This is a genomic window from Pseudomonas sp. NCHU5216 (assembly GCF_052156495.1).
GTDB lineage: Bacteria > Pseudomonadota > Gammaproteobacteria > Pseudomonadales > Pseudomonadaceae > Aquipseudomonas.
The window spans coordinates 232,666-254,831 of record NZ_JBQLIX010000003.1 but is presented as its reverse complement, the minus strand read 5'-3'; the positions used below and the strand labels follow the sequence as shown (position 1 = coordinate 254,831).

Annotated in this window: 19 protein-coding genes; 13 read left to right on the top strand and 6 right to left on the bottom strand. The window is 63.1% G+C overall.

From position 1 onward, the window contains the following. Window positions 1-2: 2 nt before the first annotated feature. Both rloB and rloA read right to left on the bottom strand, forming a co-directional pair. Entirely contained in the window at window positions 3-1,529 is a 1,527-nt protein-coding gene (rloB, locus tag ACSVIK_RS04295; protein ID WP_442443130.1) for an osmotic stress tolerance membrane protein RloB, read from the bottom strand. A gap of 5 nt (window positions 1,530-1,534) precedes the next feature. Then, window positions 1,535-2,071, bottom strand: coding sequence for a retropepsin-like aspartic peptidase RloA (gene rloA, locus ACSVIK_RS04290; protein WP_442443129.1), 537 nt, complete (start codon window positions 2,069-2,071; stop codon window positions 1,535-1,537). A gap of 398 nt (window positions 2,072-2,469) precedes the next feature. Between rloA and ACSVIK_RS04285 the strand changes: the two genes are divergently transcribed. From ACSVIK_RS04285 to prpF, 5 genes are all read left to right on the top strand, one after another. Continuing rightward, on the top strand, window positions 2,470-3,204 hold the full coding sequence (locus ACSVIK_RS04285; RefSeq protein WP_442443128.1) for a GntR family transcriptional regulator: 735 nt from the start codon (window positions 2,470-2,472) through the stop codon (window positions 3,202-3,204). After that, the gene (gene prpB, locus ACSVIK_RS04280) at window positions 3,201-4,088 is read left to right on the top strand and encodes a methylisocitrate lyase (protein WP_442443127.1); all 888 of its coding nucleotides are present in this window, start codon (window positions 3,201-3,203) and stop codon (window positions 4,086-4,088) included. The genes ACSVIK_RS04285 and prpB overlap by 4 nt, the downstream gene beginning before the upstream one ends. A 30-nt stretch (window positions 4,089-4,118) precedes the next feature. Then, window positions 4,119-5,276: a bifunctional 2-methylcitrate synthase/citrate synthase gene (gene prpC / locus ACSVIK_RS04275; RefSeq protein WP_442443126.1), complete on the top strand. Its 1,158-nt coding sequence runs from the start codon at window positions 4,119-4,121 to the stop codon at window positions 5,274-5,276. 13 nt (window positions 5,277-5,289) lie between these two features. Next, window positions 5,290-7,899 (top strand): Fe/S-dependent 2-methylisocitrate dehydratase AcnD, encoded by a 2,610-nt coding sequence (acnD, locus tag ACSVIK_RS04270; protein WP_442443147.1) that lies wholly within the window; start codon window positions 5,290-5,292, stop codon window positions 7,897-7,899. Between the two features lie 184 nt (window positions 7,900-8,083). Then, window positions 8,084-9,271: a 2-methylaconitate cis-trans isomerase PrpF gene (gene prpF, locus ACSVIK_RS04265; protein ID WP_442443125.1), complete on the top strand. Its 1,188-nt coding sequence runs from the start codon at window positions 8,084-8,086 to the stop codon at window positions 9,269-9,271. A gap of 112 nt (window positions 9,272-9,383) precedes the next feature. On the opposite strand, the gene ppsR is transcribed toward prpF, so the two are convergent. Together ppsR and ACSVIK_RS04255 are read right to left on the bottom strand one after the other, a co-directional pair. Continuing rightward, window positions 9,384-10,202 carry a posphoenolpyruvate synthetase regulatory kinase/phosphorylase PpsR gene (gene ppsR / locus ACSVIK_RS04260; protein WP_442443124.1) on the bottom strand — a complete coding sequence of 273 codons (819 nt, stop codon included), beginning with the start codon at window positions 10,200-10,202 and terminating at the stop codon, window positions 9,384-9,386. 87 nt (window positions 10,203-10,289) lie between these two features. Further along, complete coding sequence (locus tag ACSVIK_RS04255; protein WP_442443123.1) at window positions 10,290-10,517, bottom strand: hypothetical protein; 228 nt, start codon at window positions 10,515-10,517, stop codon at window positions 10,290-10,292. Here ACSVIK_RS04255 and ppsA point away from each other — a divergent pair. The 8 genes from ppsA to ACSVIK_RS04215 all read left to right on the top strand — a co-directional run bounded on the left by ppsA (window position 10,464) and on the right by ACSVIK_RS04215 (window position 18,494). Further along, window positions 10,464-12,836, top strand: a complete 2,373-nt coding sequence (gene ppsA / locus ACSVIK_RS04250; protein ID WP_442443122.1) for a phosphoenolpyruvate synthase — start codon at window positions 10,464-10,466, stop codon at window positions 12,834-12,836. The two genes, ACSVIK_RS04255 and ppsA, sit on opposite strands and share 54 nt — an antisense overlap. 145 nt (window positions 12,837-12,981) lie before the next feature. After that, entirely contained in the window at window positions 12,982-13,950 is a 969-nt protein-coding gene (locus ACSVIK_RS04245) for an alpha/beta fold hydrolase (protein WP_442443121.1), read from the top strand. A 177-nt stretch (window positions 13,951-14,127) separates the two neighbouring features. Then, complete coding sequence (rraA, locus tag ACSVIK_RS04240; RefSeq protein ID WP_442443120.1) at window positions 14,128-14,616, top strand: ribonuclease E activity regulator RraA; 489 nt, start codon at window positions 14,128-14,130, stop codon at window positions 14,614-14,616. A 5-nt stretch (window positions 14,617-14,621) separates the two neighbouring features. Continuing rightward, the gene (locus tag ACSVIK_RS04235) at window positions 14,622-15,608 is read left to right on the top strand and encodes a zinc transporter ZntB (RefSeq protein WP_442443119.1); all 987 of its coding nucleotides are present in this window, start codon (window positions 14,622-14,624) and stop codon (window positions 15,606-15,608) included. A gap of 49 nt (window positions 15,609-15,657) precedes the next feature. Further along, window positions 15,658-15,909 carry a CrfX protein gene (locus ACSVIK_RS04230; protein WP_277374553.1) on the top strand — a complete coding sequence of 84 codons (252 nt, stop codon included), beginning with the start codon at window positions 15,658-15,660 and terminating at the stop codon, window positions 15,907-15,909. 1 nt (window position 15,910) lies between these two features. Next, window positions 15,911-16,735, top strand: coding sequence for a mechanosensitive ion channel family protein (locus ACSVIK_RS04225; protein ID WP_442443118.1), 825 nt, complete (start codon window positions 15,911-15,913; stop codon window positions 16,733-16,735). Window positions 16,736-16,815: 80 nt separating this feature from the next. After that, complete coding sequence (sigX, locus tag ACSVIK_RS04220; protein WP_268177804.1) at window positions 16,816-17,406, top strand: RNA polymerase sigma factor SigX; 591 nt, start codon at window positions 16,816-16,818, stop codon at window positions 17,404-17,406. A gap of 107 nt (window positions 17,407-17,513) precedes the next feature. Continuing rightward, window positions 17,514-18,494 carry an OmpA family protein gene (locus ACSVIK_RS04215; RefSeq protein WP_442443117.1) on the top strand — a complete coding sequence of 327 codons (981 nt, stop codon included), beginning with the start codon at window positions 17,514-17,516 and terminating at the stop codon, window positions 18,492-18,494. Window positions 18,495-18,607: 113 nt separating this feature from the next. On the opposite strand, the gene cobA is transcribed toward ACSVIK_RS04215, so the two are convergent. Together cobA and ACSVIK_RS04205 are read right to left on the bottom strand one after the other, a co-directional pair. Then, window positions 18,608-19,351, bottom strand: coding sequence for a uroporphyrinogen-III C-methyltransferase (gene cobA / locus ACSVIK_RS04210; protein WP_442443116.1), 744 nt, complete (start codon window positions 19,349-19,351; stop codon window positions 18,608-18,610). A 66-nt stretch (window positions 19,352-19,417) separates the two neighbouring features. After that, window positions 19,418-22,135: a nitrate reductase gene (locus ACSVIK_RS04205; protein ID WP_442443115.1), complete on the bottom strand. Its 2,718-nt coding sequence runs from the start codon at window positions 22,133-22,135 to the stop codon at window positions 19,418-19,420. Between the last annotated feature and the right edge of the window lie 31 nt (window positions 22,136-22,166).

Here is a 22,166-nt window from a genome sequence, read left to right as displayed (position 1 = left end):
TCTTAGTCCTTGAGGAAGGCTTTGAAGCGGAACAGTTCGGTCAGGCGGTAGCCGCGGTAGCGTCCCATCGCCAGCATGAAGCCCACCAGGATCAGCAGGATGGCCGGGAAGGTGAAGACGAAGTACACCAGTTCCGGGACGTTCATCAGCAGGTGCGCCAGGGTTGCGGCGAACAGGGTGCCGATAGCGACCTTGAAGGCATGGCTACCGCCGCGCTCTTCCCAGGTGATCGACAGGCGCTCGATGGTCATGGTCAGAATCACCATCGGGAACAGCGCCACCGACAGTCCGCGCTCCAGGCCCAGCTTGTGGCTGAACAGGCTGATGGCGGCGATCAGCACCACGACGAAGGTCAACACCACCGACAGGCGCGGCAGCATCTGCAGCTTGAGGTGCTCCAGATAGGAGCGTAGCGACAGGCCTAGCGCGGTGATCACGGTGAACAGGAAGATGCCGAAGCCCAGTTGGGTTTCACGGAAGGCCAGGGCGATCAGCACCGGGGTGAAGGTACCGAGGGTCTGCAGGCCGCCGAGGTTACGCAGGATGAGGATGACCAGCACGCCAATGGGGATCATCACCATGATCATGAAGGTCTGCTGGGTCTGCAGTGGCAGGCCGTAGAGCGAGTATTCGAGGAAGCTGGCGTCGGTGTTCTCGTCGGTCAGCTTGGCCAGGCGGATGGCATTCATCTCGCTGTTGTTCAGGCTGAAGCTGACCTGCACCTGCTTGCCGCCCTCGAGGTTGATCAGGTCGTCGTCGCCGGTCCACCACACCAGTCGGTCGGCCGGCAGGCCCTGCTCGCCGGTTTCCGGGTTGAAATACAGCCACTTCTGGCCGTTGAAGCTGCGCAGCCACAGCTCTGGCGACTGAGCCACCTCGGCCTGCAGGCGAATGGTGTGCACGCGCTCCATCGGCACGTGGGCGATGGACAGCAGCAGGTCGACCACCTTGGCCTTGTTGGCGGTGGAGGCGTCGCCGCCGAGTAGCAGCTTGACGTTGTCGTCGTTGCTGTTGTTGACGCGTTTGATGGTCTCGCTGATGAAGGTCTCGACGTCCGCCGAGTGCTGGCGGATCGGCGCCAGCAGGGCTTCGGCAGCGATCTTCTCGGGGCCTTCGACCACCATGCTGTCACGGAAGATGGGGCCTTTGGCCTGAGTCTGTTCGCCGCTGTAGCGCTTGGTCAGCACCAGGCGGTAATACAGCGTCTGCTTGCCGCTGGCGCGGCGGGCCGACCAGGTCACGCGGCGGTTGCCGTCGACACGGTTGACGCTGACCCCGTAATTGTTGGAGATGAAGCTCTCGTTGAGGCTGACGTAATCCTGGCTCAGCGGCGGCACGAACATCTGCAACTTCACCGGCTCGCGCGGGTTGGCCTGGAATTCGACCTTGGCGTCGATGTTCCACAGGTCATCGGTTTCATCCTGGGTAACCGGGATGCCGAGAATGAAGATTTGGTATGCCGTAATCAGAACGCCCAGGGTCACCAGCAGGGTGATCAGGACTTTCAGATGCAGGTTCAGAGAGCGCATGGGAATTACTCGCCAGGGGTTGCGTCGTTGGTGCAGCCAGGCTTGCCGGCGGCATATTTAAGGCTTGGATCGACCATGGCGCCGAAGCGCTTGAGCGCCTCGGAGCCGATCAGAAGCGGGTATTGGAAAGCGCTTCGGTCGGTCAAGTTCACTTCTATCGTGCGCAAGGTATGGCCCAGGCACAGTTCGAGGTCGATTACGGGGCGTGCGGTATAGGTTTTCTCTTCGTCCGGATCATAGTCACCGGCACGGCGCTTGATCTTGCTGATTCTGGCCAGCGGGCGCTCGAAGGTGCGCTCGTGGGTATCGTCGATGGCCAGGATGAAGCTGACCCAGGTTTCGCCATCACGCTTGAAGCGTTTGATGTCGCGAGCGCTGAGTGAGGCGGTCTTGGCGCCGGTATCGAGCTTGGCGGCGACCAGCAGATCCAGCTCTTCGATATGGACGTATTCGTTGAGGCCATAGATGGACTTGCCCGCAGCCAGGCTTGGGCAGAGCAGTACCAACAGGCAGGGAAGGGAGGCTAGCAGCTGGAGTCTCATGAGTCCGTGAGTAGGTAAAGCGATGGACTGTCCATGCGCCATTGAGGGACGGCCGCAGTGCGCGTCTGCCCCGTTGATGCGGGCAATGGCACTGGGCCAGCGGCTAAGTGCGGAGGATTCTAGCATGGGCTGCAAGAATGCTGACAATCGCCTGTAACGCAACGGGTGTAATCGATTTGGCAGGCCTCACGCCAGGTCGCCGGCCTGACTTAGTTGTCCCGAGGAACTGCTTGGCCATGACGGCGAAAGCTTTGCCGAAAAGGGCAGGAACCGGGGGCTAATGAACAGGGCTAGCCTCACAGGGCTTCGACTATTGTCGACAATGCTGCTTTTTTCTTTGACGAAATCTCGCGATTGGCGTATCTATTAGGCTGTTTTCAGCTTTCGGTGTCGACAATATGCTCAATCTTATCGAGCCTTCGCCGGTGCAGGAAGATTCCGGAACCCTGGCCGAGCACGTCTTCCGGCTGATTCAGTCGGCGATCGTGCGCGGTGAGATCGCTCCAGGCAGCAAGATCTCCGAGCCGGAGCTGGCACGTACCTATGGCATCAGTCGTGGCCCGCTGCGCGAGGCGATCCATCGTCTGGAAGGGCAGAAACTACTGGTGCGGGTGCCACACGTGGGCGCACGCGTGGTCTCGCTCAGCCATGCCGAACTGATCGAGCTGTACGAGATTCGCGAGTCCCTCGAAGGCATGGCCTGCCGCCTGGCCGCCGAGCGCATGAGCCAGCACGAGATCGACGAACTGCGCCGGGTGCTGGAGCTGCACGAGCAGGACGCCGCCTTCCAGGCCGGCGTTGGCTACTACCAGCAGGAAGGCGACTTCGACTTCCACTACCGGATCATTCAGGGCAGCGGCAACCGCACCCTGGCCAAGCTCTTGTGCGACGAGCTGTATCAGTTGGTGCGCATGTACCGCCTGCAGTTTTCCGCCACGCCCAATCGGCCGCACCAGGCCTTCGCCGAACACCACCGCATTCTTGATGCCATCGCCGAGCGTGACGGCGAGCTGGCCGAGCTGCTGATGCGCCGTCATATCGGCGCCTCCAAACGCAATATCGAGCGCCACTACCTTGCCCAAAGCGGGCAGGACGCGCTTGCCACTTCATCCAAGACCCGAGGTGATTCATGACCCAGCTTTCCGCCGGCCAGCGTTTCCGCCAGGCCCTCGCCGAAGAGCAACCGCTGCAGGTGATCGGCGCCATCAATGCCAACCATGCGCTGCTGGCCAAGCGTGCCGGCTTTCGCGCCATCTACCTGTCCGGCGGCGGCGTCGCAGCGGGTTCGCTCGGCCTGCCGGATCTGGGCATCAATACCCTGGATGACGTACTCACCGACGTGCGCCGCATCACCGACGTGTGCGACTTGCCGCTGCTGGTGGACATCGACACCGGCTTCGGCCCCTCGGCCTTCAATATCGAGCGCACCATCAAGAGCCTGATCAAGGCCGGCGCCGCCGCCGCGCATATCGAGGACCAGGTCGGTGCCAAGCGCTGCGGTCACCGGCCGGGCAAGGAGATCGTCTCCTGCGAAGAGATGTGCGACCGCGTACGCGCCGCTGCCGATGCCAAGACCGATCCGGACTTCTTCCTGATCGCCCGTACTGACGCCATCCAGGCCGAGGGCGTGGACGCCGCCATCGAGCGCTGCCAGGCCTACGTCGAGGCGGGCGCTGACGGCATTTTCGCCGAAGCCGCCTACGACCTGCCCACCTACCAGCGCTTCGTCGAGGCGCTGCAGGTGCCGGTGCTGGCCAACATCACCGAATTCGGCGCCACGCCGTTGTTCACCCGCGACGAGCTGGCTTCGGTCGGTGTGGCCATTCAGCTCTACCCACTGTCGGCCTTCCGCGCGGCGAACAAGGCGGCGGAAAGTGTCTACACCTCGATTCGCCAGAACGGCCATCAGAAGGATGTGATCGAGCTGATGCAGACCCGCGCCGAACTCTATGACCGCATCGGCTATCACGCCTTCGAGCAGAAGCTCGACGCGCTGTTTGCCGCCGGCAAGAAATAAAGACAAGAACAAGGATTCGAGGAGATAACCATGAGTGCCACCGAAACCACCCCTGGCTTCAAACCGAAAAAATCCGTCGCCCTGAGCGGCACCGCCGCCGGCAACACTGCGCTGTGTACCGTTGGCCGCACCGGTAACGACCTGCATTACCGTGGTTATGACGTGCTGGATTTCGCCAATCGCTGCGAGTTCGAGGAAATCGCCCATCTGTTGGTGCACGGGAAGTTGCCCAACGCCGCCGAGCTGGCCGGCTACAAGGCCAAGCTCAAGGCCCTGCGTGGCCTGCCGGCTGGAGTGAAGGCGGCGCTCGAACAACTGCCGCCCTCGGCGCACCCGATGGACGTGATGCGCACCGCCGTGTCCGTACTCGGCTGCCTGGCGCCGGAGAAGGACGACCACAACCATCCGGGCGCCCGTGACATCGCCGACAAGCTGATGGCCTCTCTCGGTTCGGCGCTGCTGTACTGGTATCACTACAGCCACAATGGCAAGCGTATCGAGGTGGATACCGACGACGACTCCATCGGCGGCCACTTCCTGCACCTGCTGCACGGTGAGAAGCCGCGCGAATCCTGGGTGCGCGCCATGCACACCTCGCTGAACCTGTATGCCGAGCATGAATTCAACGCCTCCACCTTCACTTCGCGGGTGATCGCCGGTACCGGTTCTGACCTGTTCTCCTGCATCGCCGGTGCCATCGGCGCGCTGCGCGGGCCGAAGCACGGTGGCGCCAACGAGGTGGCCTTCGAGGTGCAGAAGCGCTACGACAGCCCGGACGAGGCCGAGGCCGACATCCGCGAGCGGGTAGGGCGCAAGGAAGTGGTGATCGGCTTCGGTCACCCGGTCTACACCGTCAGCGATCCGCGCAACAAGGTGATCAAGGAAGTGGCCCGCGAGCTGTCGGTGGAGCAGGGCAATACCAAGATGTATGACATCGCCGAGCGTCTGGAAAGCGTGATGTGGGAGATCAAGAAGATGTTCCCCAACCTCGACTGGTTCAGCGCCGTGAGCTACCACATGATGGGTGTGCCCACTGCGATGTTCACCCCGCTGTTCGTCATCGCCCGCACGGCTGGCTGGTCGGCGCACGTCATCGAGCAACGCATCGACGGCAAGATCATCCGCCCGAGCGCCAACTACACAGGCCCTGAAGACCTGAAGTTCGTGCCGCTCAAGGATCGTAAATAAGATGAATGACACCGTGAACAGCCAATACCGCAAGCGCCTGCCCGGCACCGCGCTGGATTACTTCGATGCCCGTGAGGCGGTCGAGGCGATCCAGGCCGGCGCCTGGGACAAGCTCCCCTACACCTCGCGCGTGCTCGCCGAGCAACTGGTACGCCGTTGCGATCCGCAAGACCTGAGCGCCTCGCTGGAGCAACTGGTCTACCGCAAGCGCGACCTGGACTTTCCCTGGTACCCGGCGCGGGTGGTCTGCCACGACATCCTCGGCCAGACCGCGCTGGTCGACCTGGCCGGTCTGCGTGATGCCATCGCCGAAAAGGGTGGTGATCCGTCAAAGGTCAATCCGGTGGTACCGACCCAGTTGATCGTCGACCACTCGCTGGCCGTGGAGGCGCCGGGCTTCGACCCGGACGCCTTCGAGAAGAATCGCGCCATCGAGGATCGCCGCAACGAGGATCGCTTCCACTTCATCGACTGGACCAAGACCGCGTTCAAGAACGTCGACGTAATCCCGGCCGGCAACGGCATCATGCACCAGATCAACCTGGAGAAAATGAGCCCGGTGATCCAGGCGCGCGGTGGCATTGCCTTCCCCGACACCTGCGTCGGTACCGACTCGCACACGCCGCATGTCGATGCCCTGGGCGTGATTGCCATCGGCGTCGGCGGCCTGGAGGCCGAGACGGTGATGCTCGGTCATCCGTCGATGATGCGCCTGCCCGATATCGTCGGCGTCGAGCTGACCGGCAAGCGCCAGCCTGGCATCACCGCCACCGATATCGTCCTGGCATTGACCGAGTTCCTGCGCAAGGAGCGGGTGGTCGGGGCCTATGTCGAGTTCTTCGGCGAGGGCGCCGACAGCCTGTCCATCGGTGACCGCGCCACCATCTCCAATATGTGCCCGGAATACGGCGCCACCGCCTCGATGTTCTATATCGACGGCCAGACCATCGACTACCTCAAGCTCACCGGGCGCGAGCCGGAGCAAGTGGCGCTGGTGGAAACCTACGCCAAGACCCTCGGCCTGTGGAGCGACGCGCTGCAAACCGCCGAGTACGAGCGCGTGTTGCGCTTTGACCTGGGCAGCGTGGTGCGCAATATGGCTGGCCCGAGCAACCCGCATCGCCGCCTGCCCACCTCAGCGCTGGCCGAGCGCGGCATCGCCGACGAAGCCAAACTTCAGGCCGGTAAGGGCGAAGAGGGGCAGGGCCTGATGCCCGATGGCGCGGTGATCATCGCCGCCATCACCAGTTGCACCAACACCTCCAACCCGCGCAATGTCATCGCCGCCGGTCTGGTGGCGAAGAAGGCCAATGCCCTGGGCCTGGTGCGCAAGCCCTGGGTGAAGACTTCTTTCGCGCCAGGCTCCAAAGTCGCCAGGCTGTACCTGGAAGAGGCCGGCCTGCTGCCGGAACTGGAAAAGCTCGGCTTCGGCATCGTCGCCTACGCCTGCACCACCTGCAACGGCATGTCTGGCGCGCTCGATCCGAAGATCCAGAAGGAAATCATCGAGCGCGACCTGTACGCCACCGCCGTGCTCTCGGGCAACCGCAACTTCGACGGGCGTATCCACCCTTATGCCAAGCAGGCGTTTCTCGCCTCGCCACCACTGGTGGTGGCCTATGCCATCGCCGGTACCGTGCGCTTCGATATCGAGCAGGATGCGCTGGGCACCGATGCCCAGGGCAACCCGGTCACGCTCAAGGATCTGTGGCCGAGTGACGAGGAAATCGACGCCATGGTCGCTGCGTATGTGAAGCCCGAGCAGTTCAAGCAGATCTACATCCCCATGTTCGACCTGGGCAGCGTGCAGGAGGCCGAGAGTCCGCTGTACGACTGGCGGCCGATGTCCACCTACATTCGTCGCCCGCCATACTGGGAAGGCGCTCTGGCCGGCGAGCGCACGCTCAAGGGCATGCGCCCACTGGCGATCCTGCCGGACAACATCACCACCGATCACCTGTCGCCGTCCAACGCCATCCTGGCGAACTCGGCAGCCGGCGAGTACCTGGCGAAAATGGGTCTGCCGGAAGAGGACTTCAACTCCTACGCCACTCACCGTGGCGACCACCTGACCGCGCAGCGCGCCACCTTCGCCAACCCGCAACTGGTCAACGAAATGGCCGTGGTCGACGGGCAGGTGAAGCAGGGCTCGCTGGCTCGCGTCGAGCCCGAGGGCAAGGTGATGCGCATGTGGGAAGCCATCGAGACCTACATGCAGCGCAAGCAGAACCTGATCATCATCGCCGGTGCCGACTATGGCCAGGGCTCGTCGCGGGATTGGGCGGCCAAGGGCGTGCGCCTGGCAGGCGTCGAGGTGATCGTAGCCGAAGGCTTCGAGCGTATTCACCGCACCAACCTGGTGGGCATGGGCGTGTTGCCGGTGGAGTTCAAGCCGGGCACCACCCGCCTGACCCTGGGCCTGGACGGCACCGAAACTTATGACGTGGAAGGCGAGATCTCGCCGCGCTGCGAGCTGACCCTGGTGGTCAACCGCCGCAACGGCGAGGTGCTGCGGGTGCCGGTCACCTGCCGTCTGGACACTGCTGCCGATGTCAGCGTGTACAGGGCTGGTGGCGTGCTGCAGCGCTTCGCCAAGGACTTCCTCGAAGGCGCGGTGGCGTGATGTAACGGTGGGCCCGCAATACCTGTAGGAGCGAGCTCTGCTCGCGAACGAAGCTGTTCAGCGAGGCCATTCGCGAGCAGAGCTCGCTCCTACACAAAACGATAGCGCGTCGCCCGGATGCAAGCCGGGAAAAACCAGCATCATCATTCCCGGATTGCATCCGGGCTACTTCAGGACTGCACTCATGGCCCATCTGCCGCAAGTGAAAATCCCCGCCACCTATATGCGTGGCGGCACCAGCAAGGGCGTGTTCTTCCGCCTGCAGGATCTGCCCGAAACCTGCCAGGTGCCGGGCGAGGCGCGCGACCGTTTGTTCATGCGCGTCATTGGCAGCCCCGACCCCTACGCGGCGCAGATCGACGGCATGGGCGGCGCCACCTCGAGCACCTCCAAGTGCGTGATTCTGTCGAAGAGCGCTCAGCCGGATCACGATGTCGACTATCTCTACGGCCAGGTTTCCATCGACAAGGCCTTCGTCGACTGGAGCGGCAACTGCGGCAACCTGTCCACCGCAGCCGGCGCCTTCGCCATCCATGCTGGCTTGGTCGACCCCGCGCGGATTCCCGAGAACGGCACCTGCGTGGTGCGCATCTGGCAGGCCAATATCCAGAAAACCATCATCGCCCATGTGCCGGTCACGGGTGGCCAGGTGCAGGAAACCGGCGATTTCGAGCTGGACGGCGTGACCTTCCCGGGGGCGGAGATCGTGCTGGAGTTTCTCGACCCGTCCGATGACGGCGAGGAGGGCGGCTCGATGTTTCCCACCGGTAATCTGGTGGACGATCTGGAGGTGCCCGGCATTGGCATCTTCAAGGCCACCATGATCACCGCCGGCATTCCGACCATCTTCGTCAATGCCGAGGAGATCGGCTACCAGGGCACCGAGCTGCGCGAGGCCATCAATGGTGATCCGGCGCAACTGGCGCGTTTCGAGCAGATCCGCGTTGCCGGTGCGTTGCGTATGGGCCTGATCAAGACGGCCGAGGAGGCTGCGACACGTCAGCACACGCCGAAGATTGCCTTCGTCAGCCCGCCCAAGGATTACCGCACCTCCAGCGGCAAGGATGTCAAGGCCAGTGATATCGACCTACTGGTGCGCGCGTTGTCCATGGGCAAGCTGCACCACGCCATGATGGGTACCTGCGCGGTGGCCATCGGCACGGCTGCGGCGATTCCGGGGACGCTGGTCAACCAGGCCGCCGGTGGTGGTGAGCGTGAGGCGGTGCGCTTCGGTCATCCGTCCGGCACCCTGCGGGTCGGTGCCCAGGCCAAGCGGGTCGATGGTCAATGGACGGTGACCAAGGCGGCGATGAGCCGCAGTGCGCGCATTCTGATGGAAGGCTGGGTGCGGGTGCCTGAAGAGCAGCTATGAGCGGCAAGCTTCAAGCCTCAAGCAAGCGCAAGGCTGCCGAGGCTTGACCTGTGGTGGTTGGTCGTCAGGCTATTGCAGCTTGCAGGGGACGGCCATCCGTCGTGCAGCTTATTTATTTAAGCCGCCGCTCGACGCCTTTCTCGACGAGGATCTTGGCGGAAATCTCTTCCACCGAGAAATGCGTGGAGTTGATGAAGGCGATGTTCTCGCGGCGGAACAGGCTCTCCACTTCGCGCACCTCGAACTCGCATTGGGCGTAGCTGGCATAGCGGCTGTTGGGCTTGCGCTCGTGGCGGATGGCGGTGAGCCGATCCGGGTCGATGGTCAGGCCGAACAGCTTGTCGCGGTACTTCTTCAGCGACTCGGGCAGTTGCAGGCGCTCCATGTCGTCTTCGGTCAGCGGATAGTTGGCCGCGCGGATGCCGTACTGCATGGCCATGTACAGGCAGGTGGGCGTTTTGCCGCAGCGCGATACGCCGACCAGAATCAGATCCGCCTTGTCGTAGTAGTGGGTGCGGGCACCATCGTCGTTGTCCAGGGCGAAGTTCACCGCCTCGATGCGCTCCATGTAATTGGAGTTCTGCCCGATGGAGTGCGACTTGCCGACGGAGTAGGAGGAGTGCGAGCTCAGCTCCTGCTCCAGTGGCGAGAGAAAGGTGGAGAAGATGTCGATCATGAAACCATTTGCCGTATCGAGGATCGCACGGATATCGCGATTGACGATGGTGTCGAAGATGATCGGACGTGCACCGTCCCTTTCGGCGGCGGCATCGATTTGTTGTACCATGGCGCGCGCTTTATCGACGCTGTCGATATAAGGACGCGTGAGTTTGGTGAATTGGATATTCTCGAACTGCGCGAGCAAGCTCTGGCCCAGGGTTTCGGCGGTGATGCCGGTGCCGTCGGAGATGAAGAAAGCGGTTCGTTTCATTTGCACCAAAGGCCTTAAGCTGAAATGGATTCTTGGCTATGATAGGCCGCGTTTTTCGCCGGCCCCACGGGGTTTCGGCATTGTTACTTATTCAAGGGCAAGGCCACAATCTTGCGGCAGCACGCCGCCAGAGCGTCCAGCCCCCCGAGAATTTGTGCAAAGGCTTGTGAGCTGGAGCCTGCTTTTAACGCAGCAGGGTCGAGGCGTAGCTGGCTTTACACGAATTCTGAGCTTTTCCAATATCTTAGTGGAGAGATCACCTTGGTAGAGTACGTAGTTTCCCTCGATAAGCTCGGCGTCCATGATGTAGAGCATGTGGGGGGCAAAAACGCATCCCTCGGCGAGATGATCAGCAACCTGGCAGGTGCCGGCGTCTCGGTTCCAGGCGGTTTCGCCACTACGGCTCAGGCCTATCGCGACTTTCTCGAGAAGAGCGGCCTGAACGCCCAGATCCATGCAGCCCTCGACTCGCTCGACGTGGATGACGTCAACGCCCTGGCCAAGACCGGTGCGCAGATTCGCCAGTGGGTGATGGACGCTGACTTCCCGGCCGAACTGGACAAGCAGATTCGCGACGCCTTCGCCGCCATGAGCGCCGGCAACGACAACATGGCCGTGGCCGTGCGTTCCTCCGCCACCGCCGAAGACCTGCCGGATGCGTCCTTCGCCGGCCAGCAGGAAACCTTCCTCAACATCCGTGGCGTGGACAACGTGATCCGTGCCACCAAGGAGGTCTTCGCCTCTCTGTTCAACGACCGCGCCATCGCCTACCGGGTGCACCAGGGCTTCGACCACAAGCTGGTCGCCCTGTCTGCTGGCGTGCAGCGCATGGTTCGCTCGGAAACCGGCACCGCCGGGGTGATGTTCACCCTGGACACCGAGTCCGGTTTCCGCGACGTGGTGTTCATCACCGGCGCCTATGGCCTCGGCGAGACCGTGGTGCAAGGCGCGGTCAACCCCGACGAGTTCTACGTGCACAAGCCGACTCTGGAAGCCGGTCGCCCGGCGATCCTGCGCCGCAACCTGGGCAGCAAGGCGATCAAGATGGTTTACGGCGACGAAGCCAAGGCCGGTCGTTCGGTCAAGACCGTCGACGTCGATCGCGCCGAGCGCGCACGTTTCTGCATCACCGACGCCGAGGTCAGCGAGCTGGCCAAGCAGGCGCTGATCATCGAGAAGCACTATGGCCGCCCGATGGACATCGAGTGGGCCAAGGACGGTGACGACGGCAAGCTGTACATCGTGCAGGCTCGTCCGGAAACCGTTAAGAGCCGTTCCAGCGCCACCGTCATGGAGCGCTACCTGCTGAAAGAGAAGGGCACCGTCCTGGTGGAAGGTCGCGCCATCGGCCAGCGCATCGGTGCCGGCAAGGTGCGGGTGATCCACGACGTGTCCGAGATGGACAAGGTGCAGCCGGGCGACGTACTCGTGTCCGACATGACCGATCCGGACTGGGAGCCGGTGATGAAGCGCGCCAGCGCCATCGTCACCAACCGTGGCGGGCGTACCTGCCACGCGGCGATCATCGCCCGTGAGCTGGGCATTCCAGCCGTGGTCGGTTGCGGCAACGCCACCAGCGTGCTGAAGGATGGCCAGGGCGTCACAGTCTCCTGCGCCGAAGGTGATACCGGTTTCATCTTCGAGGGCGAACTGGGCTTCGATATCCGCAAGAACTCGGTCGATGCCATGCCGGATCTGCCGTTCAAGATCATGATGAACGTCGGCAACCCGGATCGTGCCTTCGATTTCGCCCAACTGCCGAACGAAGGCGTGGGCCTGGCCCGCCTGGAGTTCATCATCAACCGCATGATCGGCGTGCACCCCAAGGCGCTGCTGAACTTCGCCAGCCTGCCGGCGGAGATCAAGGACAGCGTCGAGAAGCGCATCGCCGGTTATGGTGATCCGGTGGACTTCTATGTCGAGAAACTGGTCGAGGGCATCAGCACCCTGGCCGCGGCCTTCTGGCCGAAGAAGGTCATCGTGCGCCTGTCGGACTTCAAGTCCAACGAGTACGCCAACCTGATCGGCGGCAAGCTCTATGAGCCGGAAGAAGAGAACCCGATGCTGGGCTTCCGCGGTGCCTCGCGCTACATCAGCGAGAGCTTCCGTGACTGCTTCGAGCTGGAATGCCGTGCGCTGAAAAAGGTGCGTGGCGAGATGGGCCTGAGCAACGTCGAGATCATGGTGCCCTTCGTGCGTACCCTGGGTGAGGCCTCGCAAGTGGTCGAGCTGCTGGCCAGCAACGGCCTGGCCCGCGGTCAGGATGGCCTGAAGGTCATCATGATGTGCGAGCTGCCGTCCAACGCCATCCTGGCCGAAGAATTCCTCGAGTTCTTCGATGGTTTCTCCATTGGCTCCAACGACCTGACCCAGCTGACCCTGGGCCTGGATCGCGACTCCGGCATCGTCGCCCATCTGTTCGACGAACGTAACCCGGCGGTGAAGAAGCTGCTGGCCAATGCCATCGCCGCCTGCAACAAGGCCGGCAAGTACATCGGCATCTGCGGCCAGGGCCCGTCGGATCACCCGGATCTGGCCAAGTGGCTGATGGAGCAGGGCATCGAGAGCGTCTCGCTGAACCCGGACTCGGTGCTCGACACCTGGTTCTTCCTCGCCGAGGGTGGCGCTGCCTGAGGCGTCACCAGTCGGTGATTTAAAGAAGGGCGGGTTTAACCCGCCCTTTTTCGTGCGCGGCGTTGGTGTCGTCGCGCCTGGTTGCGGAACACTTTTCGAGTGCCGTCTTCATTCATGGCAAATCGCTTGTGCGGTCGTCCGATTCATGCAAAGCAGCAGTGAGCTTTTTCCCGTCGCCCTGGTCAGCGCCGAACTGCGGGGTGATCTGAGCGAGGATGTCTATCGCCTCAAACCCAACAACAGCCCCGATACCAGTGTCGAACTGGCACTGACCCGCCTGGGGCTGGCGGCCGAAGATGCGCCGCGCGGCGTGCCGGTGGTGCTGTTGCATGGCAGCTTCTCCAATCGGCGTTTCTGGTATTCGCCCAGGGGCCTGGGGCTGGGCGCCTACCTGGCGCGCGCCGGTTTCGATGTGTGGATCGCCGAGATGCGCGGTCATGGCTTGTCGCCACGCAACAGTGACTACCGTAACAACAGCGTGGCGCAGTATGCCCGCTACGACCTGCCGGCCATTGCCGATTTCGTCTTCGAGCAGACGGGGCAGGCCGCGCATTGGCTCGGTCATTCACTGGGCGGTGTGGTCTTGGCCGCGGCGCTCGGCGGTTGGTATCTGGATGGAGCGCGGGTGCGCTCGGCCGGCCTCTTCGGCAGCCAGGTAAGCCGTGGTCACTGGCCGCTCAAGCTGCCGCCGGTACAATGGAGCGCACGCCTGGCGCTGCGCCTGTTCCCCTACCTGTCGGGGCGCCGACTCAAGCGTGGGCCGGAAGACGAACCCATCGGCGTCGTGCGGGAGTTTTTGCGCTGGCAGAGATTGTTCGGGCGCTTCGGCGAGCCGGAGCGCGACTGGTGGGCAGGGCTGGCCGAGGTCAGACTGCCGCTGCTGGCGGTCAGCGCCGCCGGCGATCGGCAGGATCCTGCCTGGGCCTGCCGCAAATTGCTGGAGCAGTGCAGTCAGGCCGACACGGCCTTCCTGTTGCTGAGCAAGGCCAATGGCTTTTCCAGCGATTTCGGCCATGTCGAAATGCTGGTCAGCAAGGAGGCGCAAACCGAAGTCTGGCCGTTGGTGAAGCATTGGTTGCATCATCTGCAGTTGCCGCCAGAGATCGCAGAGTAGAGCCTCCAGGGGCTACCGGGCGTTTCATCGTAGGCGGCATCCCGGTAAGATGTGACGTCTCCAAGCGCTTTGGTCATTCTCCGGCCCGCTTGCCGGGTGACGTTCGCTTTTCGCTGTCGCAATCAAGCGGCCTGCTCAAGGCCAGCCGCTCTCATCCCTGCTGAAAGGAGTTTTGCCATGCACTACATCACCCCAGACCTGTGCGATGCCTACCCGGAACTGGTGCAGGTGGTCGAGCCGATGTTCGCCAACTACGGTGGCCGTGATTCCTTCGGTGGGCAGATGGTCACCATCAAGTGTCATGAGGACAACTCGCTGGTCAAGGAACAGGTCGATCTGCCCGGTGAAGGCCGTGTGCTGGTGGTCGATGGCGGTGGTTCGCTGCGCCGCGCGCTGCTCGGCGACATGCTGGCCGAGAAGGCGGCGAAGAATGGTTGGGCGGGCATCGTCGTCTATGGCTGTATCCGTGACGTCGATGTGATCGCGCAGACCGACCTCGGTGTGCAGGCCCTGGCCAGCCATCCGATGAAGACCGACAAGCGCGGTATCGGTGATCTCAATGTGCCGGTGACCTTCGGCGGCGTGACCTTCAAGCCGGGCGAGTACCTGTATGCCGACAACAACGGCATCATCGTCTCTGCGCAAGCGCTGAGCATGCCGGAATAAGCCCGATGGTGGATCAGGATTCGGCATTGCTGCACGCCTTCGTACTCGATGGGCAGGGCGGGGCGCGCAGCCTCGACCGTCGCGAACTGGACGAACTGCAGCTCGGTGCGCAGGAAAGCCTCTGGCTGCACTGGGATCGTAGCCAGGCGCAGGCGCAGCGCTGGTTGCGCGAGAGCAGCGGGCTGGACGAATTCAGTTGCGATCTGCTGCTGGAGGAAAACACCCGCCCACGGCTGTTGCCGTTGCCGGACAACGAGCTGCTGCTGTTCTTGCGTGGTGTCAACCGCAATCCGGGGGCCGAGCCAGAAGACATGGTTTCGGTGCGCATCTTCGCCGATGCCCAGCGGGTCATCTCGTTGCGTTTGCGCCCGCTGCGCGCTACCGAGGCGTTGATCGCCGATCTGCAGGCTGGCAAGGGGCCGCGTACCGCTTCCGAGCTGCTGCTGGAATTGGCTCGTCACCTGACCAGTCATGTCGATGAGCTGGTGGCTGAACTGAGTGAGCAGCTCGATCTCGAGGAGGATCGCCTGGATGCGGACGAGCGCTATCGCCCCGACCACGGTCTGATGCTGCAGGTGCGTCGGCGCGCGGCCAGCCTGCGCCGCTTCCTTGCGCCGCAGCGCGATCTCTATGCCCAGCTTGCGCGCAACAAGCAGCCCTGGTTCGTCGAGGACGACGACGATTACTGGAACGAGCTGAACAACAGCCTGACCCGCTATCTGGAAGAGCTGGAGCTGGTTCGTGAGCGCGTCAGCCTGGTGCTCGAGGCCGAGAACCAGCGCATGAGCGAGCGGATGAACCGCATCATGTACCGCTTCACCGTGATTACCGGGATGTTTTTGCCGTTGACCTTCATCACTGGCTTGCTCGGCATCAACGTGGGCGGTATCCCCGGTGCGGAAAACCCCACCGGGTTCTTCGTCGCCTGCGCCCTGATGGTGGTTCTGGCCGTCGCGCAACTGCTGCTGTTTCGGCGTTGGCGCTGGCTATGAACTGTGACCTGGCCCATGGCAAGGGCGTCTAGCCCAGACATCCAGTGAGGTGCCCATGCACGACCCATTTGAAGAATCGCTGCGCGATCTGCTCAAGACGACGCCGGCCAGTCGCGATGACGACGCTTGTCTGCACCGCGTGCTGAAGACCGCCAACCGCCAGGTCGGTGCGGGCGATCTGTTCAGCCTGATGGGGCATTGGCTGCAAGCGCTGATGATCGCCCTGAACAACGGCTCGGCGCATGTCGCGCCGGTTTCGCGCCGTACCCAATCCTCCGCTTCCGCTGACAAGGCCGATTGAAATGGAACTCGACCCCTGGACCCAAAGCCTGATTGCCGCCATGAGCGCCCTGTGGAACAAGGTGGCAGGCTTCATTCCCAATCTGTTCGTGGCACTGGTGCTGGTGTTGCTGGGCTTCGTCGTGGCCAAGCTGCTCGATACCCTGCTGTCCAAGTTGCTGGGCAAGGTGGGGCTGGATCGCCTGATGATGGGCACCGGGATGACCAAGCTGCTGGGGCGTGTCGGTATCCAGGTATCGGTTTCCACCCTGATCGGCAAGATCGTCTACTGGTTCGTACTGCTGATCTTCCTGGTTTCGGCCGCTGAATCACTCGGCCTGCAGCGCGTGTCTGCAACCCTCGACGTGCTGGCGCTATACCTGCCCAAGGTGTTCGGCGCGGCTTTGGTGTTGCTCGCTGGCGTGCTGCTGGCACAGCTGGTCAGCAGCCTGGTGCGTGGCGCTGCCGAAGGCGTGGGCCTGGAATATGCTCATGGTCTGGGGCGCGTCGCCCAGGGCCTGGTGATCATCATCAGCATCTCGGTGGCCATCGGCCAACTGGAGATCAAGACCGACCTGCTCAACAACGTTATCGCCATCGTGCTGATTTCCGTCGGTCTGGCGGTCGCGCTGGCTCTGGGGCTGGGTAGCCGCGAGATCGCCAGCCAGATCCTGGCGGGTATCTACGTGCGCGAGTTGTACCAGGTCGGGCAACAAGTGCAGGTCGGTGAGGTCGAAGGGCAGATCGAAGAGATCGGCACGGTGAAGACCATTCTGCTGACCGACTCGGGCGAGCTGGTTTCGGTAGCCAATCGCGTGATGCTCGAACAACGGGTGAACAGTCGCTGACGCCAATCTGTTATTTTATATAGCTGCCCGGCCGGTAGACCCGCCGGGCACTTTCGTCCTGTCCGTCGGCCTGACCCGTTTTGAACAAAGCTCAAACCCTGCCCACGCGTTACGACCCCCGCGAGCTCACCGATGAGGAGCTGGTGGCGCGCGCCCATGACGAGCTGTTTCACATCACCCGTGCCTACGAAGAGTTGATGCGCCGCTATCAGCGCACGCTGTTCAATGTTTGCGCGCGTTATCTGGGGAACGAAAGAGACGCTGACGATGTCTGCCAGGAAGTGATGCTGAAAGTGCTCTACGGGCTGAAGAACTTCGAGGGCAAGTCCAAGTTCAAGACCTGGCTCTATAGCATCACCTATAACGAGTGCATCACCCAGTACCGTAAAGAGCGAAGAAAGCGCCGACTGATCGATGCCTTGAGTTTGGATCCGTTGGAGGAAGCCTCCGACGAGAAGACACCCAAGGTCGAAGAGCGAGGCGGGCTGGATCGCTGGCTGGTACACGTCAATCCGATCGACCGGGAAATTCTGGTATTGCGCTTCGTTGCGGAACTGGAGTTCCAGGAGATTGCCGACATCATGCACATGGGCTTGAGCGCGACGAAGATGCGCTACAAGCGCGCGCTGGATCGGTTGCGGGAGAAATTTTCGGACAATTCCGAAACTTAATTCAGCAAACTGACACTAAGGCAGTGGCGAGACCTGATAAAATCGCCGCCAAGTTGCCGCTTGAGTTACACGGGAACTTATTAACCATCAAGATGGGGATTTAACGGATGAAAGTAAAAAACACCTTGGGCGTAGTCATTGGTTCTATCGTTGCCGCTACTTCCTTCGGCGCGCTGGCGCAAGGCCAAGGCGCAGTCGAGGTGGAAGGCTTCGTCAATCGCTACTTCACCGATTCTCAGCGTGATTTCGCGCATGACGAAGGTAACCTGTTCGGCGGTAGCATCGGCTACTACCTGACCGATGATGTCGAGCTGGCACTGTCCTACGGCGAGTACCATGACCTGCGTGGCGAAGGCACTCAGGGCAGCAAGAACATCAAAGGCAACTTGAGCGATCTGAAGGCCATCTACCACTTCGGTCAGCCGGGGGCAGGCCTGCGTCCTTACGTGTCTGCCGGTTTCGGTCACCAGAGCATCGGCGACGCCAATGGCAGCGGTCGTAACCACTCGACTCTGGCCATCGCAGGTGCCGGCGCCAAGTACTACTTCACCGACATGTTCTACGCCCGTGCCGGCGTCGACGCTCTGTACAACATCGATCAGGGCGACACCGAGTGGCAAGCTGGCGTGGGTGTTGGTCTGAACTTCGGTGGCGGCAGCAAGCCGGCTCCGGCTCCGGTCGTTGCCGCTGCTCCGGAACCGATGCCCGAGCCTGCTCCGGAACCGGCCATGGAAACCGTTCGCGTCGAGCTGGACGTCAAGTTCGACTTCGACAAGGATCGCGTGAAAGAAGAAAGCTATGGCGACATCAAGAACCTGGCTGACTTCATGAACCAGTATCCGCAGACCACCACCACCGTTGAAGGTCATACCGACTCCGTCGGTACCGATGCCTACAACCAGAAACTGTCCGAGCGTCGTGCCAACGCCGTGCGTAACGTACTGGTCAACCAGTACGGTGTAGACGGCAGCCGTGTGAATACTGTTGGTTACGGCGAAACCCGCCCGGTTGCTGACAACGCCACCGATGCAGGTCGTGCCATCAACCGTCGCGTTGAAGCGGAAGTGGAAGCTCAGGTCAAGCAGTAATGCCCTGATGCTTCGCGAAGAACCCGGCCTCGGCCGGGTTTTTCTTTTTCTGCAATAAAAAAGCCCGCCGAGGGGCAGCGGGCGAACAACGACTTCGCGGGAGCGCGAAGCGGTTAGGCATGCAGGAGCTGGGGCATGCTGATCTGGGCACTGGCACGAGCCACTTCGCCGATCACCAGAATGGCCGGGCTCTTCAGGGAAAAGGTTGCAGCATCATCCTGCAGTGCTGCGAGCCGGCTGCGGCATTCGCGTTGCGCGGGCAGCGAGGCGTTTTCGATCATCGCCACCGGCATCTCGCCACTCATGCCGCCGGCGAGCAGGCCAGCCTGAATCTCGTCCAGCTTGGCCACGCCCATGTACACCACCAGTGTCGTACCGCTTTGCGCCAGCGCTTGCCAGTTCAGGCCGCTGTCGTCCTGGGTGTGAGCCGTGACCAGGGTGACGCCACGGGCGACCCCGCGCAGGGTCAGGGGGATGCCGCACTGGGTCGCACCGGCCAGGCCGGCGGTGATGCCGTTGACCAGCTCCACCTCGATGCCATGGGCATTCAGCCAGTCGGCTTCTTCGCTGCCACGGCCGAAGATGCACGGGTCGCCCCCCTTGAGGCGCACCACGCATTTGCCCTGGCGCGCATAGCGCAGCATCAGCCGATGAATGAAGGCCTGCGGGGTGGAGCGGCAACCGCCGCGCTTGCCCACTGCGACGATGCGCGCTCCTGGGCAGTGCTCCAGTACGGCGGGGTTGACCAGGTCGTCGATCATCACGATGTCGGCCTGGCTCAGGGCTTTCACCGCCTTGAGGGTCAGCAGCTCGGGATCACCGGGGCCAGCGCCTACCAGCCAGACTTTTGCGCTCATATCGGGTTCCTCGTAGGGTGCGCTGTGCGCACCAAGTCGTTTTGGGGCTGGTGCGCATAGCGCACCCTACACATCTGTCGCCACCGGCTGGCGAGCCAGCAGACGTTTGATTTCGGGGACGCAGGAGCCGCAACTGGTGCCGCACTTGAGCGCCTGCTTGAGGCCGTTCAGATCCAGACCGCGCTCGATACCGGCGCACACCGCGCTTTCGCTGACATTCAGGCAGTTGCACAGAGTCTTGCCGCGCAGCGCAGCGCTGGCGTTGCCCGGCGGTGCGGAAACCGGGGCGAGCAGCCAGCGACGCAGATCGGCGTCTGCCTGGCCATCCAGCCACAAGCTTCTGAGCCATTCACTGGCGGCGGTTTCTCCGGCCAGGCGGATGCTGACGATGCGGCCGTCTTCGATGCGCACGCGCTTGCCGACGGTGCGGCGTGGGTCGTCATAGGCCAGCACCGGGCCTTCGTTCAGGTGCAGCAGGCGGTCGATCTGCGCCAGCAACTCGGGCTGCGGCGCCACGGCGCTGGCGGCGCGAATCAGCAGGGCGGGACGCTCACGCCCGGTGGGGGTGAGGCTGGCGAAGGCGAAGTCCTCGAAGAGCGGGCGCAGCGCCTCGAGGCGTTGCTGCACCTGGCCTTCGACCAGGGCGAAGAACTGCCAGGGCAGCTCGATCTTGTCCACTTCGACGCCGGCATGCTTGAGCTCGGGCTGCTTGGACAGTGGGTCGCAGGCCGGCTGGGTCAGCACGTTGGTGCCCAGGCCGCGCAGGAAGCGATTGCCCCAGTGCATCGGTAGCCAGGCCTGGCCGGGGCGCACGCTGTCGTCGGCTTGCACCGGCAGGATCAGGCTGCCGCGACGGCTGCGCAGTCTGATCAGGTCGCCGTCCTGCAGGCGCCTGCGTCGTAATTCATCCGGGTGTAGACCCAGCAACGGCCCTTCGACGTGGCCGAACAGTTGCGCGGCCGTACCGGTGCGGCTCATGCCATGCCATTGGTCGCGCAGGCGGCCGGTGTTGAGGATCAGCGAGTAGCGCGCCTCACGGCGCTCCTTAGGCGCTCGGTAGGGCTCGGCGAGGAACTGCGCGCGCCCGCTGGCGGTGGGGAAGCGGCCGTCGCCATAGAGGCGCTCGGTGCCCTGGCGCGCACCGGCGGGGAACGGCCATTGTTGGGAACCTTGATCATCGAGCAGCGCGTAGCTCAGCCCCGAGAGGTCGAGGTCGCGCTGGGCGGTCAGGTGCTTGTATTCCTCGAACAGCGCTTCGCTGCTGGGGAAGTCGAACAGGCTGGGCAGGCCGGGGCGGAGCAGGGGTTCCAGGCGACGGGCGAAATCGCAGGTGATCGACCAATCGGGCCGGGCCTCTGCGGGCGCTGGCACGGCCGGGCGCACATGGCTGACGCGGCGCTCGGAGTTGGTCACCGTGCCTTCCTTCTCGCCCCAACTGGCGGCGGGCAGCAGCAGGTCGGCGTAGCGGCAGGTCTCGGTGGTGAAGAAGGCCTCCTGCACCACCACGAAGGGGCAGGCGGCCAGGGCTTCGTGCACCTTGTGCTGGTTCGGCAGCGATTGTGCCGGGTTGGTGCAGGCGATCCACAACGCCTTGATACGCCCTTCATGCACCGCATCGAAGAGTTCGATAGCGGACAGGCCGGGCGTCTCCGGTAGAGCATCGATACCCCAGTAGACAGCGACTTCGGCGCTGTGCTCGGGGTCGCTGGCTTCGCGATGGCCGGGGAGCAGGTTGCTCAGGCTGCCGGTTTCGCGGCCGCCCATGGCGTTGGGCTGGCCGGTCAGGGAGAAGGGGCCAGCACCGGGTTTGCCGATCTGCCCGGTGGCCAGGTGCAGGTTGATCAGCGCGCTGTTCTTGGCGCTGCCTGCGCTGGACTGATTCAGCCCCATGCACCACAGCGAGAGAAAGCTGGGCGCCTGGCCGATCCATTGCGCGCAGGTCTGCAGCGCCTCACGGCTGATGCCGCAGATTTCCGCGACGGCAGCGGGGCTGTAGTCGCGCACCAGATCCTTCAGTGCCTCGAAGCCCTCGGTGTGGGCATCGATATAGGCGCGGTCGATCCAGCCTTCCCAGAGCAGGATATGCAGGATGCCGTGGAACAGGGCGACATCGGTGCCGGGCAGGATCGCCAGGTGCAGGTCGGCCAGTTCGCAGGTGTCGGTGCGCCGTGGGTCGACCACCATGACCTTCATGTCTGGCCGGCGCGCCTTGGCTTCCTCCAGGCGACGGAACAGCACCGGGTGGGCGTAGGCCATGTTGGAGCCGACGATCAGCAGGCAGTCGCTCAGTTCGATGTCTTCGTAGGAGCAGGGCGGTGCGTCGGCGCCGAGGCTGCGTTTGTAGCCCACTACCGCGCTGGACATGCATAGACGCGAGTTGGAGTCAATGTTGTGGGTGCCGACCAGGGCGCGGGCCAGCTTGTTGAAGGCGTAGTAGTCCTCGGTCAGCAGTTGCCCGGAAATGTAGAAGGCGACGCTGTCCGGGCCGTGTTCGCGGATGGTCTCGGCGAACACCGCGGCGGCGTGATCCAGGGCGCTGTCCCAGTCCGTGCGGGTGCGGGCCAGGCCCTTGCCCAGGCGCAGCTCGGGGTAGAGACCGCGGGCGTCGAGATCGCCGGTCAGATGCAAGGTCGAGCCCTTGCTACACAGCTTGCCGAAGTTGGCCGGGTGGCTGGGGTCGCCGGCGACGCCGAGAATCCGCTCGCCGTCGTGCTCGATCAGCACGCCGCAGCCGACGCCGCAGTAGCAGCAGGTGGAGGCGGTGATTTGCGTGGGGCTGGCCATGTTCGTGGTTCCTGCGAGAAAAGAGTGGGAG